This is a genomic window from Nocardioides sp. WG-D5 (genome assembly GCF_054031175.1).
The window spans coordinates 397,857-412,278 of sequence record NZ_CM132928.1 but is presented as its reverse complement, the minus strand read 5'-3'; the positions used below and the strand labels follow the sequence as shown (position 1 = coordinate 412,278).

General features: G+C 70.3%; 12 protein-coding genes. All 12 read left to right on the top strand.

Annotation, left to right across the window (positions count from 1 at the left end):
* The first annotated feature begins 126 nt into the window (after positions 1 to 126).
* The 12 genes from ACWZJV_RS02050 to ACWZJV_RS01995 all read left to right on the top strand — a co-directional run bounded on the left by ACWZJV_RS02050 (position 127) and on the right by ACWZJV_RS01995 (position 14,393).
* Positions 127 to 1,068, top strand: a complete 942-nt coding sequence (locus tag ACWZJV_RS02050) for an AIM24 family protein (protein WP_008356766.1) — start codon at positions 127 to 129, stop codon at positions 1,066 to 1,068.
* Between the two features lie 155 nt (positions 1,069 to 1,223).
* Positions 1,224 to 2,360 (top strand): glutamine-hydrolyzing carbamoyl-phosphate synthase small subunit, encoded by a 1,137-nt coding sequence (carA, locus tag ACWZJV_RS02045; RefSeq protein WP_457180059.1) that lies wholly within the window; start codon positions 1,224 to 1,226, stop codon positions 2,358 to 2,360.
* Positions 2,361 to 2,363: 3 nt separating this feature from the next.
* The gene (carB, locus tag ACWZJV_RS02040; protein ID WP_457180058.1) at positions 2,364 to 5,699 is read left to right on the top strand and encodes a carbamoyl-phosphate synthase large subunit; all 3,336 of its coding nucleotides are present in this window, start codon (positions 2,364 to 2,366) and stop codon (positions 5,697 to 5,699) included.
* Positions 5,696 to 6,736 carry a quinone-dependent dihydroorotate dehydrogenase gene (locus tag ACWZJV_RS02035; RefSeq protein WP_457180057.1) on the top strand — a complete coding sequence of 347 codons (1,041 nt, stop codon included), beginning with the start codon at positions 5,696 to 5,698 and terminating at the stop codon, positions 6,734 to 6,736. The genes carB and ACWZJV_RS02035 overlap by 4 nt, the downstream gene beginning before the upstream one ends.
* Complete coding sequence (gene pyrF, locus ACWZJV_RS02030) at positions 6,733 to 7,560, top strand: orotidine-5'-phosphate decarboxylase (protein WP_457180056.1); 828 nt, start codon at positions 6,733 to 6,735, stop codon at positions 7,558 to 7,560. Before ACWZJV_RS02035 ends, pyrF begins: the two co-directional genes overlap by 4 nt.
* Before the next feature lie 126 nt (positions 7,561 to 7,686).
* Positions 7,687 to 8,136, top strand: coding sequence for a hypothetical protein (locus ACWZJV_RS02025; protein ID WP_008356755.1), 450 nt, complete (start codon positions 7,687 to 7,689; stop codon positions 8,134 to 8,136).
* A gap of 176 nt (positions 8,137 to 8,312) precedes the next feature.
* Positions 8,313 to 8,633, top strand: coding sequence for an integration host factor, actinobacterial type (gene mihF, locus ACWZJV_RS02020; protein WP_008356752.1), 321 nt, complete (start codon positions 8,313 to 8,315; stop codon positions 8,631 to 8,633).
* Entirely contained in the window at positions 8,630 to 9,262 is a 633-nt protein-coding gene (gene gmk / locus ACWZJV_RS02015) for a guanylate kinase (RefSeq protein ID WP_008356750.1), read from the top strand. The genes mihF and gmk overlap by 4 nt, the downstream gene beginning before the upstream one ends.
* Before the next feature lie 7 nt (positions 9,263 to 9,269).
* The gene (gene rpoZ, locus ACWZJV_RS02010) at positions 9,270 to 9,599 is read left to right on the top strand and encodes a DNA-directed RNA polymerase subunit omega (protein WP_008356749.1); all 330 of its coding nucleotides are present in this window, start codon (positions 9,270 to 9,272) and stop codon (positions 9,597 to 9,599) included.
* Positions 9,600 to 9,666: 67 nt separating this feature from the next.
* Positions 9,667 to 10,878 (top strand): bifunctional phosphopantothenoylcysteine decarboxylase/phosphopantothenate--cysteine ligase CoaBC, encoded by a 1,212-nt coding sequence (gene coaBC / locus ACWZJV_RS02005; protein WP_457180055.1) that lies wholly within the window; start codon positions 9,667 to 9,669, stop codon positions 10,876 to 10,878.
* Between the two features lie 128 nt (positions 10,879 to 11,006).
* Complete coding sequence (gene metK, locus ACWZJV_RS02000; protein WP_196873909.1) at positions 11,007 to 12,206, top strand: methionine adenosyltransferase; 1,200 nt, start codon at positions 11,007 to 11,009, stop codon at positions 12,204 to 12,206.
* Between the two features lie 108 nt (positions 12,207 to 12,314).
* Positions 12,315 to 14,393, top strand: a complete 2,079-nt coding sequence (locus tag ACWZJV_RS01995; protein ID WP_457180054.1) for a primosomal protein N' — start codon at positions 12,315 to 12,317, stop codon at positions 14,391 to 14,393.
* The last annotated feature ends 29 nt before the right edge of the window (positions 14,394 to 14,422 follow it).

The window sequence follows — 14,422 nt, the reverse complement described above, 5'->3', positions numbered from 1 at the left end:
CCGAACCGGGTCACCACGGTCACAGATTAGGGCGAGCGTGTGGAACACCGGTGAGTCGCGCATCAGGCACATGCCAGGATGGAGTCGAGAAGGACCGATGTGGGTCCGTGAACGCAAGGGTTAGAGATGACGGACGCAGCGTGGTACCCGGACCCGACCGGACAGGCCGAGCTTCGCTACTACGACGGGAGCCAGTGGACCGAGCACGTCTCCACGGGCGGGCAGCAGTCGACGGCGCCCCTGACGCCGCCCCAGGCCACCGTGGAGCAGGAGGCTCCGACGCAGGTCGGCTCGGCGCAGGCCGCGCAGGCGGCGTACGGCGACCACGCGCAGGCGCAGCAGGCCCAGTACGGGCAGCAGCCTGCCCAGGCTCAGCCCGCGGGCGACGCGTTCGCGGGGATCTCCGGTGACCTGATCGACGGTCGCTTCTCCGAGATCGAGGGCAACGGCGCGGTGCTGCAGAACAAGAAGCTTCTGCGCGTACGCGTGGGCGAGCCGTTCCAGGCGCGCCAGGGCTCGATGGTGGCCTACCAGGGCAACGTGCAGTTCAAGTACCAGGGCGGCGGCGTCGGGAAGTTCCTCAAGAAGGCCGTGACCGGTGAGGGCCTCAGCCTGATGGGTGTCGAGGGTCAGGGTGACGTCTTCCTGGCTGACGCCGCCAAGGAGGTCCACATCCTCCAGCTGAACAACTCGGGCATCTCGATCAACGGCGACCACGTGCTCGCCTTCTCCAACAGCCTGCAGTGGAACATCGAGCGGGTCCAGGGCGCCGGCATGCTCACCGGCGGCCTCTTCAACACGACCCTGCGCGGCACCGGATGGGTCGCGGTCACCACCGAGGGCGACCCGGTGGTGCTCAACGCCGCCGAGGCGCCGACCTTCGCCGACACCAACGCGGTCGTCGGCTGGTCGCTCGGCCTCCAGACCAGCCTGCAGAAGTCGTTCACCGCCGGCGCGCTCATCGGCCGCGGCAGCGGCGAGGCGTTCCAGGTCGCCTTCCACGGTGCCGGCTTCGTGATCGTGCAGCCGTCCGAGGGCGCGGTCGTCCCGCCCCACTCGCACAGCTGAGCCCGCTCGACCCGGTGCGACTGCCGCGTACGTCACATGCTGGCGTACGCGGCGGACGCCAACTGCCGTCAACCGGCATCTGCTTGATACTGTCACCAGCAAGTTGACCGACATCCTTTAAGCACCGTCCCGTGAGGCGGAGAAGGAGGTACGGCGTGCCGCTGCATGCCCACAAAGAAGCACTCCTCGTACTCGAGGATGGTCGATCGTTCCGGGGGGAGTCGTTCGGCGCCGAGGGTGAGACCTTCGGCGAGGCGGTCTTCTCCACCGGCATGACGGGCTATCAGGAGACGCTGACCGACCCGAGCTACCACCAGCAGGTGGTCGTGATGACCGCGCCCCACGTCGGCAACACCGGCGTGAACGACGAGGACCCCGAGTCGCGCAGGATCTGGGTCGCCGGCTACGTCGTCCGCGACCCTGCCCGGGTCTCCTCCAACTGGCGCGCGCAGCGCACCCTCGACGACGAGCTCCGCGACCAGTCCGTGGTCGGCATCAGCGGGATCGACACCCGCGCCCTCACCCGTCACCTGCGTGAGCGCGGCGCGATGCGCGTCGGGATCTCCACGATCGAGACCGACCCCGAGGCCCTGCTGAAGAAGGTGCTCGCCTCCGCCGAGATGAGCGGTGCGAACCTCTCCGACGCGGTCAGCACCCAGGAGGCGTACGTCGTCCCCGCGCAGGGCGAGAAGCGGTTCACCGTCGCCGCCCTCGACCTGGGCATCAAGGAGATGACCCCCGAGCGGATGGCCGAGCGCGGCATCGAGGTGCACGTGCTTCCCGCGACCGCGACCCTCGAGGACGTCCTCGCGACGAAGCCGGACGGGCTCTTCTACTCCAACGGCCCGGGTGACCCGGCCGCGACCACCGGCCAGGTGGAGCTGCTCAAGGCGGCGCTGGCCGAGGACATCCCCTACTTCGGCATCTGCTTCGGCAACCAGCTCTTCGGCCGCGCGCTGGGCTTCGGGACGTACAAGCTCAAGTACGGTCACCGCGGGATCAACCAGCCGGTCATGGACCTCACCACCCGCAAGGTCGAGGTGACGGCCCACAACCACGGCTTCGCCGTGGACGCCCCGATCGGGGAGGAGACGACGACCGACTACGGCATCGCGACCGTCTCCCACGTCAACCTCAACGACGACTGCGTCGAGGGCCTCGAGCTCAAGGACGCCGAGACCGGGAAGCTCAAGGGCTTCTCCGTCCAGTACCACCCGGAGGCAGCGGCCGGCCCGCACGATGCCGCCTACCTCTTCGACCGGTTCATCTCTCTCATGGCGAAGGAGGTCTGAGCGATGCCCAAGCGCGAAGACATCAAGTCCGTGCTCGTGATCGGCTCCGGCCCGATCGTCATCGGCCAGGCCTGCGAGTTCGACTACTCCGGCACCCAGGCCTGTCGCGTGCTGCGCGAGGAGGGGATCCGGGTCGTCCTGGTCAACTCCAACCCGGCCACGATCATGACCGACCCGGAGTTCGCCGACGCGACCTACGTCGAGCCGATCACCCCGGAGTTCGTCGAGAAGGTCATCGCCAAGGAGCGCCCCGACGCGCTGCTGGCCACCCTCGGCGGCCAGACCGCGCTCAACTGCGCGGTGGCGCTCGACGAGCGCGGGATCCTGGAGAAGTACGACGTCGAGCTGATCGGCGCGAGCATCGACGCCATCCAGCGCGGTGAGAACCGCGAGGAGTTCAAGAAGATCGTCGCCGAGCTCGGCGGCGAGAGCGCCAAGTCGGTCATCTGCCACAGCATCGACGACCTGCTCGCCGGCGCCGAGGAGCTCGGCTACCCCGTGGTCATCCGGCCGAGCTTCACCATGGGTGGCTCGGGCTCGGGCTTCGCGTACAACGAGACCGAGCTGCGGCGTCTGGGCGGCGCCGGCCTCGCGGCCAGCCCCACCACCGAGGTGCTCCTGGAGGAGTCCATCCTCGGCTGGAAGGAGTACGAGCTCGAGGTCATGCGCGACCGCAAGGACAACTCGGTCATCGTCTGCTCGATCGAGAACCTCGACCCGATGGGCGTGCACACCGGTGACTCGATCACCGTCGCCCCGGCGTTGACGCTGACCGACCGCGAGTACCAGAAGCTGCGCGACCTGGCGATCGGCATCATCCGCGCCGTCGGCGTGGACACCGGCGGCTGCAACATCCAGTACGCCGTCAACCCGGCCGACGGCCGGATCATCGTCATCGAGATGAACCCCCGCGTCTCACGCTCCTCGGCGCTGGCCTCCAAGGCGACCGGCTACCCGATCGCCAAGATCGCCGCGAAGGTCGCGATCGGCTACACCCTCGACGAGATCGAGAACGACATCACCGCCGGGCCGAACGGCTCGACCGCCGCGTCGTTCGAGCCGACCCTCGACTACGTCGTCGTCAAGGTCCCGCGCTTCGCCTTCGAGAAGTTCCCGGGCGCCGACACGACCCTGACCACCCACATGAAGAGCGTGGGCGAGGCGATGGCGATCGGCCGCAACTTCACCGAGGCCCTCCAGAAGGCGCTGCGAAGCCTGGAGAAGCCCGAGGCGGTCTTCGACTGGACCCAAGAGGTCGTCGAGCTCGACAAGCCCGCGCTGCTGGAGGAGATCAAGGTCCCCACCGACGGCCGGCTCAAGCGGGTCATGGACGCGATCCGCTCCGGTGCCACGCCGGAGGAGATCTTCGAGAGCACCAAGATCGACCCCTGGTTCATCGACCAGCTCTTCTTGATCAACGAGATCGCCCAGGACATCATCGCGGCGCCCGAGCTGACCGCCGACGTGCTCCGCTACGCCAAGCGCCACGGCTTCTCCGACTACCAGCTCGGCAAGATGCGCGGCATGACCGCGGACGTCGTCCGCGGCGTACGCCATGCCCTGGGAATCCGCCCGGTCTACAAGACGGTCGACACCTGCGCGGCCGAGTTCGAGGCGCGTACGCCCTACCACTACTCCTCCTACGACGAGGAGACCGAGGTCGCGCCGCGGGAGAAGGAGGCGGTGATCATCCTCGGCTCCGGGCCCAACCGGATCGGGCAGGGGATCGAGTTCGACTACTCCTGCGTGCACGCCTCCCTCGCGCTGAGCGAGGCCGGCTACGAGACCGTGATGGTCAACTGCAACCCGGAGACGGTCTCCACCGACTACGACACCTCCGACCGGCTCTACTTCGAGCCGCTCACCCTGGAGGACGTGCTCGAGATCGTCCACGCCGAGCAGCAGGCCGGACCGGTGGTCGGCGTCATCTGCCAGCTCGGTGGCCAGACCCCGCTGGGTCTCGCGCAGGCGCTCAAGGACAACGGCGTGCCGATCGTGGGCACCAGCCCCGAGGCGATCCACCTCGCCGAGGAGCGCGGCGCCTTCGGCCGGGTGCTCCACAAGGCCGGCCTGGTCGCGCCGAAGCACGGTATGGCCACCACCTTCAACGAGGCCCGCGAGATCGCCGCCGAGATCGGCTACCCGGTCCTGGTGCGCCCCTCCTACGTCCTCGGTGGCCGCGGCATGCAGATCGTCTACGACGACGAGGCGCTGCGCTCCTACATCGAGGCCGCGACCGAAGTCACCCCGGACAAGCCGGTGATGGTCGACAAGTTCGTCGACGACGCGGTCGAGATCGACGTCGACGCCCTCTACGACGGCACCGAGCTGTTCCTGGGCGGCGTCATGGAGCACATCGAGGAGGCCGGGATCCACTCCGGTGACTCCTCCTGCGCGCTGCCGCCGATCACCCTCGGCGCCGCCGAGGTCGAGCGGATCCGCACCGCCACCCTGGCGATCGCCGAAGGCGTGGGCGTACGCGGCCTGCTCAACATCCAGTACGCCCTCGGCTCCGACGTGCTCTACGTCATCGAGGCCAACCCGCGTGCCTCCCGCACGGTCCCGTTCGTCTCCAAGGCCACCGCGACCCCGCTGGCCAAGGCCGCGGCGCGGGTGATGCTCGGTGAGTCGATCGCGGAGCTGCGTACGGCCGGGGTGCTGCCGACGACCGGCGACGGGGGAGCGCTGCCGCCCAACCAGCCGATCGCGGTCAAGGAAGCGGTCATGCCGTTCAACCGGTTCCGCACGCCGGAGGGCCAGCAGGTCGACACCGTCCTCGGCCCGGAGATGAAGTCGACCGGCGAGGTCATGGGCCTCGACTCCGACTTCGGCCGCGCCTTCGCCAAGAGCCAGGCCGGCGCGTTCGGCCCGCTGCCGACGTCCGGACGGATCTTCGTCTCGATGGCCAACCGCGACAAGCGCACCATGATCTTCCCGATCAAGGTGCTCGCCGACCACGGCTTCGAGATCTTCGCGACCGAGGGCACCGCCGAGGTCCTGCGCCGCAACGGCGTCGCCACCCGGCAGATGCGCAAGCACTCCGAGGGTGTCGGTCCCGACGGTGAGAAGACCACGGTGCAGCGGATCCTCGGTGGCGAGGTCGACCTGGTCATCAACACCCCCAACGGCACCTCCAACGCCAAGTCCGCCCGCATGGACGGCTACGAGATCCGCACCGCCGCGGTGATGGCCAACATCGCCTGCATCACCACGGTCCAGGGCCTCGGCGCCGCCGTGCAGGGCATCGAGGCGCTGCGGCGCGGTGAGATCGACGTACGCAGCCTGCAGGAGTGGCGCGACGTCGTCGGCCACCACGACGGTGGGGTGTCGGCCAAGTGAGGGCCTATCGGACGCTGTTCGACAAGGTCCTGACGAAGACCGATCCGGAGCGGGCCCACCAGCAGGCGTTCGCCGCGATCCGGGCCGCCGGGCCGGCGCTGTCCCGGACGCGTACGCCGGGGACCCCGGTCCACGCCATGGGGCTCACCTTCCCGAACGTGATCGGGCTGGCCGCAGGCTTCGACAAGAACGCCGTCGGGATCGACGCGCTGGGCGGGCTCGGCTTCGGCCACGTCGAGATCGGCACGGTCACCGGTGAGGGTCAGCCGGGCAACCCGGCCCCGCGGCTCTTCCGGCTGCCCGCCGACCGCGCGGTGATCAACCGGATGGGCTTCAACAACGAGGGTGCCGAGGCGGTCGCCGCCCGGCTGGCCGGCCGCCTGGAGCGGCGCGGCACGGCCACCGGTGGGCCGATCCTCGGCATCAACATCGGCAAGACCAAGCTCGTCCCCGAGGACGATCAGGCCGCGGTCGAGGCCGACTACGCCAAGTCGGCGCGGCTCCTGGCCCCCTACGCCGACTACCTGGTCGTCAACGTCTCCTCGCCCAACACGCCCGGCCTGCGCAGCCTGCAGTCGGTCGAGAAGCTGCAGCCCCTGCTGGAGCACGTCCGCTCGATCGCCGACCAGGTCACCAAGCACCGGGTCCCGCTGCTGGTCAAGATCGCCCCCGACCTGGCCGACTCCGACGTGGTCGAGGTCGCCGATCTGGCCATGGCGATCGGCCTGGACGGGATCATCGCGACCAACACCACCATCGGCCGCGAGCACCTGGTCTCGGCGCCCACCGAGATCACCGCGGCCGGGGCCGGCGGCCTCTCCGGCGCCCCGCTCAAGTCGCGTGCGCTCGACGTCCTGCGACTGCTCCGCAGCCGGGTCAGCCCCGAGATGACGCTCGTCGGCGTGGGTGGCATCGCCACCGTCGAGGACGCCCGCGAGCGCCTCGCGGCCGGTGCCGACCTGCTCCAGGGCTACACCGGGTTCATCTACGAGGGCCCGCTCTACGCCCGCCGGATCGCGAACGGGGTGGCTCGATGACGTTCGGTGCTCGCTACACCGCCGCTCTCGCCGAGCGCGGGCGGCTCTGTGCCGGGATCGATCCGCACGCCTCGCTGCTCCTCGACTGGGGGCTGAACGACGACCTGGCCGGCCTGGAGAGGTTCGCGCTGACCGCGGTCGAGGGCCTGGCGCCCCACGTCCCCGTCGTCAAGCCGCAGAGTGCGTTCTACGAGCGCTTCGGCTCGCGCGGCATCGCGATCCTGGAGCGGGTCATCGCCGAGTCGAAGGCCGCCGGCGCGCTGGTGCTCCTCGACATCAAGCGCGGCGACATCGGCTCCACCAGCCAGGCGTACGCCGACGCCTACCTCGACCCCGCCAGCCCGCTGGGCTCCGACGCGGTGACGGTGAGCCCCTACCTGGGCTTCGGGTCGCTGACGCCGTTCGTCGAGACGGCCACGAAGTTCGACGCCGGGCTGTTCGTGCTCGCGCTGACCTCCAACAAGGAGGGCCCCGAGGTGCAGCACGCGACGGTGGAGGACGGCCGCAGCGTCGGCCGGGTCATGCTCGACCACCTGCGCCGGCTCAACGAGGACGAGACGCCGCTGGGCTCCTTCGGTGCGGTCGTCGGCGCGACGATCGACGGCGCGGACGGTGCCGGCGTGGCGTACGACTTCGGGTTCAACGGCCCCATCCTGGCGCCGGGCTTCGGTGAGCAGGGCGGCACCCCGGGCGACCTCGCCCGGATCTTCGGTCCCGCCAACGCCCACGTGGTCGCCAGCACCAGCCGTGGGCTGCTGCGCAAGGGCCCGGACGTCGCCGCGCTGCGCGACGAGGCGCTGCGACTGCGGGACGAGCTCGGCTGACGGCTGCCTGTTCGTGCAGGTACGCAGACGAACCGTCTCTTCCCAAGCGGAGCTCCGCACGGGAAGAGACGGTTTCGCTGCATACCTAGACCTACCGCCCACCCCAGTGCCTGACAAACTAGCCCGATGACCAGTCTCCGGATGGCCGCCCGGCTCCTCGTCCTGCCGATCCTCGCCACGAGCCTGAGCTCGTGCGGTGACCCGATCGAGGGCTACTGCGAATCCCTCGAAGGCCACCAGGAGGAGCTGACGAAGACCCTGGGGGAGGGCGGCACCGGTGGGCTGATCGCCGCCCTGCCGGTCTTCGAGGACCTCGAGAGCAACGCCCCCGACGACATCGAGAAGGACTGGAAGACGCTCACCGGGGCGATCTCGGGTCTCCGCACGGCTCTGGACGACGCTGGCGTCTCGGCCGACGACTTCGAGAACGGCGAGCCGCCCGAGGGCGTCGGCGACGCCGAGGCGAAGAAGATCGCCGACGCGGCCACGAAGGTGAGCAGCACGAAGACCCAGGAGGCGTCCGTACGCGTCCAGCAGCACGCCCGGGACGTCTGTCACACGTCGCTGACCCTGTGAACCATCTTGGGAACCAGATGGACACCAGTTAGGCGACCCCGATTGCCGCCCCGGCAACGTAATGGCTAGATTGGCGCGAGCGCTTACTTTCAGCGCTCAGCCGGGGGGCACGATCCCTGTACCGCGCGACCCGGTTGCCCTGTTGACTACACATTTGATCGTGAAAGGGAGTCTTCGTGGCTCTGCCTCCGGACATCACCCCTGAACAGCGCGCTGCCGCGCTCGCGAAAGCCGCGGCCTCGCGCCAGGAGCGGGCTGCTGTCAAGAACAAGGTCCGCACTGGCGGCATGTCCGTCATCGAGGTCATCGAGGAGGGGAAGAAGAACGAGGTCGTCGGCAAGATGAAGGTGATCGACCTGCTGACCTCCCACCCCGGCCTCGGCGAGGTGCGGGCAACCCAGATGATGGAGCGTCTCGGCATCGCGATGAGCCGCCGTGTGCAGGGCCTCGGCCCCAAGCAGGTGGCCGCGTTGGTCGAGGAGTTCGCTCGCCGATGAGTCTGATGGCGGACGAGAAGATCACGACCGACGGCGCGAGCCAGGAGAAGCGACTGGTGGTCCTGGCCGGCCCGACCGCGGTCGGCAAGGGGACCGTCTCCGCGGCGGTCCGCGACGACCACCCCGAGGTCTTCTTGTCCGTCTCGGCGACCACCCGGAAGCCTCGCGAGGGCGAGGTGCACGGGGTGCACTACCTCTTCGTCTCCGACGAGGAGTTCGACGCGATGATCGCCGGCGGTGAGCTGCTGGAGTGGGCCACGGTCCACAACATGGCCCGCTACGGCACCCCGCGCGGCCCCGTCGTCAAGGCGCTGGCCGAGGGCCGCCCGGCGATGCTCGAGATCGACCTGCAGGGCGCCCGGCTGGTGCGCGAGACCATGCCCGAGGCGATCTTCGTGTTCCTCGCCCCGCCGAGCTGGGACGAGCTCGTACGCCGCCTGGTCGGCCGTGGCACCGAGACCGAGGCCGAGCGGGAGCGCCGCCTCGAGACCGCGCGGGTCGAGCTGGCGGCGGAGAAGGAGTTCGACGTCACGATCGTGAATCACGAAGTTCATCAGGCAGCCGATGAGTTGGTAACCTTGATGACGCTCGGGCTCCCGAGCAAGAAATCCGACCAAGCCGACAAGTGAGGCTCACGTGGCTGCCCCTCAGATCGACGCCCAGGGCGTGACCAACCCCTCGATCGACGACCTGCTGACGAAGACCGACAGCAAGTACAAGCTGGTTCTCTACAGCGCCCAGCGGGCTCGCCAGATCAACGCCTACTACTCCCAGCTCGGCGAAGGCCTGCTCGAGTACGTCGGCCCCCTGGTCGACACCCACGTCCAGGAGAAGCCCCTCTCGATCGCGCTGCGCGAGATCAACGAGGACCTGCTGACCTGCGAGGACATCGACCCGGCCGAGCTGGCCGCCCAGGCTGCCGCCGCTCAGGCCGCTGCTGCCGAGGCGCCTGCCGCCGACCTCTGATCTAGGCACTTCGCTGTCCACCCACAGCACCACCCCGGCCGCCGCTCTCGACGAGAGGCGGCCGAAAGTGGTCTTAGGGGTCGCCGGCGGCATCGCCGCCTACAAAGCGGCCGAGCTGCTGCGCCGGTTCACCGAGTCCGGCCACGACGTGACCGTGGTCCCCACGGCCTCCGCCCTCGAGTTCGTCGGCGCCCCCACCTGGGCGGCGCTGTCGGGCAAGGAGATCGCCACCGGCGTCTTCGAGAACATCACCGAGGTCCCGCACGTACGCATCGGGCAGCAGGCCGACCTCGTGGTCATCGCGCCTGCGACCGCCAACACGCTCGCCCGCGCGGCCCACGGCCTCGCGGACGATCTGCTCAGCAACGTACTGCTCACCGCGCGCTGCCCGGTCGTCTTCGCCCCGGCGATGCACACCGAGATGTGGGAGCACCCGGCCACCCAGGCCAACGTGGCCACGCTGCGCGAGCGCGGCAACATCGTCATCGAGCCCGCCGAGGGCCGGCTGACCGGCAAGGACACCGGCAAGGGGCGCCTGCCCGAGCCGAGCGAGATCTTCGAGCTGTGCCGCGCGGTGCTCACCCACGGGGCGCGGGCCGACCTGACCGGCCGTCACGTCGTCGTCTCGGCCGGCGGCACCCGGGAGTTCCTGGACCCGGTCCGCTACCTCGGCAACCGTTCCTCGGGTCTGCAGGGCTACGCCATCGCCCGCGCGGCGGCCGCCCGCGGGGCCGAGGTGACGCTGGTCGCGGCCAACGTCACCCTGCCCGACCCGGCCGGCCTGAAGGTCGTACGTGTCGGCACCACCGCCGAGCTGCGCGACGCCGTCGTCTCCGCGGCCGAGGGTGCGGACGCGATCGTCATGGCGGCCGCACCGGCCGACTTCCGCCCGACCGGGGTGAGCGAGGCCAAGATCAAGAAGGCTTCCGACGGCTCGGCGCCGACGATCGAGCTGATGCAGAACCCCGACATCCTGGCCGAGATCTCCCACAACCGGACCAAGCCCGGTCAGGTCGTGGTGGGCTTCGCGGCCGAGACCGGGGACGCGACCGGCTCGGTGCTCGAGCTGGCCGCCGCCAAGCTGAAGCGGAAGGGGTGCGACCTGCTCGTCGTCAACGACGTCAGCGGTGGCGCGGTCTTCGGCAGCGAGGTCAACAAGGCGGTCATCCTGGATGCCGACGGAGGCCACGTCGACGTGCAGGAAGGGGCGAAATCCGCCCTGGCAGAGGTCATCTGGGACCAGATCGCCTTACGCCTGGATGAACAACGTACGAACTGACGACACGCCACGCGCCACGATGAGGACCAGCGCAGCAGTCCTGGGATTCGGGGTCTATGTTTGTCGACCAGAACGATTGACGATTCTCCACCTGAACACCCACACGAACCTGTGAAACGGAGCTACACGTGACCGGACGTCTCTTCACGTCGGAGTCGGTGACCGAGGGGCACCCGGACAAGATCGCCGACCAGATCAGCGACACCGTGCTCGACTACCTGCTCGAGCACGACCCCAAGAGCCGGGTGGCTGTCGAGACCCTGCTCACCACCGGCCTGGTCGTGGTCGCGGGCGAGGTGACCACCGACGCCTACGCGCCGGTCGCCCAGCTCGTGCGCCAGAAGATCCTCGACATCGGCTACGACTCCTCCCTCAAGGGCTTCGACGGCCACTCCTGCGGCGTCCAGGTCGCCATCGGCGCCCAGAGCCAGGACATCGCCCAGGGCGTCGACACCGCGGAGGAGCACCGCCTCAACTCCTCGGTCGACGAGCTCGACCTGCAGGGCGCCGGCGACCAGGGCCTGATGTTCGGCTACGCCTGCGATGACACGCCCGAGCTGTTCCCGCTGCCGATCAAGATGGCGCAGACGCTCGCGGAGAAGCTGACCGCGGTCCGCAAGGACGGCACGCTCGACTACCTGCGTCCCGACGGCAAGACCCAGGTCACCATCGAGTACGACGACGAGAACAAGGCCGTCCGCGTGGACACCGTCGTCCTCTCGACGCAGCACTCCGAGGAGACCAGCCAGGAGCAGCTGCACGCCGACATCAAGAAGTACGTCATCGAGCCGGTGCTCGAGCAGTTCAAGTCGTCGGTTCCCTTCGACGGCTACAAGCTGCACATCAACCCGACCGGCCGCTTCGTCGTCGGTGGCCCGATGGGTGACGCCGGCCTGACCGGCCGCAAGATCATCGTCGACACCTACGGCGGCATGGCCCGCCACGGCGGCGGCGCCTTCTCGGGCAAGGACCCGTCGAAGGTCGACCGGTCGGCTGCGTACGCCATGCGCTGGGTGGCCAAGAACATCGTCGCCGCGGGCCTGGCCCGTCGCGCCGAGGTCCAGGTGGCCTACGCCATCGGCAAGGCCCAGCCCGTCGGTGTCTTCGTGGAGACCTTCGGCACCCACACGGTGCCCGAGGCCAACATCCAGAAGGCAGTCCTGGAGGTCTTCGACCTCCGCCCGGCCGCGATCCTGCGCGACCTCGACCTGCTCCGCCCGATCTACGCCAAGACCGCTGCATACGGTCACTTCGGCCGCGAGCTGCCCGAGTTCACCTGGGAGCGCACCGACCGCGCCGACGCGCTCAAGGCTGCTGCCGGCGCCTGATCCACAGCACCACCTGTTGCCGAGTCGGCGCGTCCTGACGCGCCGACTCGACTTCGTTTTCGGTCAGGACGCGCCGACTCGGCGTTGTGTCGGCGCAGGCTGATAGGAATGTCGGTTGTGAGCCGGGGACCGCAGGAGGCAGCCGGGGCAGCCGAGCTGGAGCTGCCCGGGCTGGTTCGCGACCGGGTCAAGGAGGGGCGGGCGAAGGCCGCGGCCACGCGTGCGCGCAAGGCTGCCGAGGCGGAGACCGCCGAGATCGATCCGGTCGCCAAGGTCCTGATCGATCTGCCGATGGCCCACCTCGACCGGCCCTTCGACTATGCCGTCCCGGCCTCGATGGCCGAGGAGGCGCAGCCCGGGGTGCGGGTGAAGGTCCGGTTCGGACCCAAGGACGTCGACGGCTTCGTCGTGGCCCGCGCCGAGGCCTCCGAGCACACCAAGTTGCAGCCGCTCAAGCGGGTCGTCAGCTCCGAGGTGGTGCTCACCCCGCAGGTCGCCGCGCTGAGCGAGGCGGTCGCCCGGCGCTACGCGGGACCCCGGGCCGACGTGCTCCGGCTGGCCGTTCCGCCGAGGCACGCGTCGACCGAGAAGGAGCCGTCGCCGCCGGCTCCCGCGGCCCCGCCGTTCGACCCCGCGGCAGCCGCCTCGGCGTGGGCCGGTCACGAGCCCGCGGGCGCGTTCCTGCGACACCTGGCCTCCGGCGGCGCGCCGCGCGCGGTGTGGCACGCCGCGGCCGGCACCGACCACGCCGACCTGATCGCCCACGCCACCGCCGCGACGCTCGCGTCGGGACGGGGTGCGCTGGTCGTGGTGCCGGACTGGAGGGACCTCGCCCGCCTCGACACCGCGATGACGAAGGTGCTGGGAGAGGGCCGCCACGCCGTGCTGGCAGCCGATGCCGGGCCGGCGTCTCGCTACCGCGAGTTCCTGCGGGTCTCCCGCGGCGCGGTGAAGGTGGCCATCGGCACCCGTGCCGCGGCGTTCGCGCCGGTGCACGACCTCGGGCTCGTCGTCGTCTGGGACGACGGCGACGACCTGCTCGCCGAGCAGCGTTCGCCCTACCCGCACGCGCGGGACGTACTGCTGCTGCGGGCCGAGCTGGAGCACGCGGCCGCGCTCGTGGGCGGCTTCGCGCGCACCGTGGAGGCGGGGTTCCTGGCCGAGACGGGCTGGGCGCAGGAGATCCGGCCGACGCGCACCCTGGCTCGGCAGCGGGTGAGCATCGAGATCACCGGCGACACCGACTTCGACCTCGAGAAGGATCCGCTCACCCGAGCCTCCCGCGTGCCCCGAGAGGCGCACGAGGCGATCCGCGCCGCGCTCGCCACCGGACCGGTCCTGCTCCAGACCCCGCGCCGCGGATATGCGGCCTCGCTGGCCTGCGACCGGTGTCGTACGCCGGCCAGGTGCTCGGCCTGCCAGGGGCCGCTGCAGCTCGGCGGGCCGGCCGCGCCGCCGACGTGCGCCTGGTGCGGTCACGTCGAGGCGGCCTGGGCGTGCGGCGCCTGTGGAGGATTCGGCCTGCGGGCGCCGATCATCGGCGAGGCCCGCACGGCCGAGGAGATGGGTCGCTCCTTCGCCGGGGTGCGGGTGGTCACCTCGTCGGCGGGGGCGGTCAAGCAGACCGTGCCGGGGACCCCGGCCATCGTCGTCGCGACGATCGGCGCCGAGCCGGTCGCCGACGGAGGCTATGCCGCAGTGCTTCTCCTCGACACCTGGCTGCTGCTGGGGCGGCCGGACCTGCGTACGGACGAGGAGGCGCTGCGCCGCTGGAGCAACGCCGCCGGTCTGGTGCGGCCCGGCGGGCGGGTGCTGGTCGTCGGCGACCCCGCGCTGCCGGTGCTGCAGGCGCTGGTGCGCTGGGACCAGCCCGGGTTCGCCCAGCGGGAGGCGTCCGCACGGCAGGAGGCCCACCTTCCGCCAGCCTCGCGGATGGCCACCATCACCGGCACCCCCGGGGCGCTCGACGACGCGCTCACGCTGCTCGCGCTGCCGCCGGGCGCGGAGGTCCTGGGCCCTGTCCCGGCCGAGCCCACCTCCACCGGCGAGCCGCGACTGCGAGCGGTCGTACGCGTCCCGCGGTCCCTCGGCACCAAGCTCACCAAGGCGCTCGGGGAGCTGCAGCGGGTGCGGTCGGCGCGCAAGCTCGACCCGGTGCGGGTCCAGGTCGATCCGCCGACGCTCTGACCGAGGCTCAGCCCACGTATTGTGGACCC

Excerpts from the sequence above, each read along its gene's own strand:
- ACWZJV_RS02050 (WP_008356766.1), top strand. The coding sequence starts at position 127 with ATGACGGACGCAGCGTGGTACCCGGACCCGACCGGACAGGCCGAGCTT.
- carB (WP_457180058.1), top strand. The coding sequence starts at position 2,364 with ATGCCCAAGCGCGAAGACATCAAGTCCGTGCTCGTGATCGGCTCCGGC.
- pyrF (WP_457180056.1), top strand. The coding sequence starts at position 6,733 with ATGACGTTCGGTGCTCGCTACACCGCCGCTCTCGCCGAGCGCGGGCGG.
- ACWZJV_RS02025 (WP_008356755.1), top strand. The coding sequence starts at position 7,687 with ATGACCAGTCTCCGGATGGCCGCCCGGCTCCTCGTCCTGCCGATCCTC.
- gmk (WP_008356750.1), top strand. The coding sequence starts at position 8,630 with ATGAGTCTGATGGCGGACGAGAAGATCACGACCGACGGCGCGAGCCAG.
- ACWZJV_RS01995 (WP_457180054.1), top strand. The coding sequence starts at position 12,315 with ATGTCGGTTGTGAGCCGGGGACCGCAGGAGGCAGCCGGGGCAGCCGAG.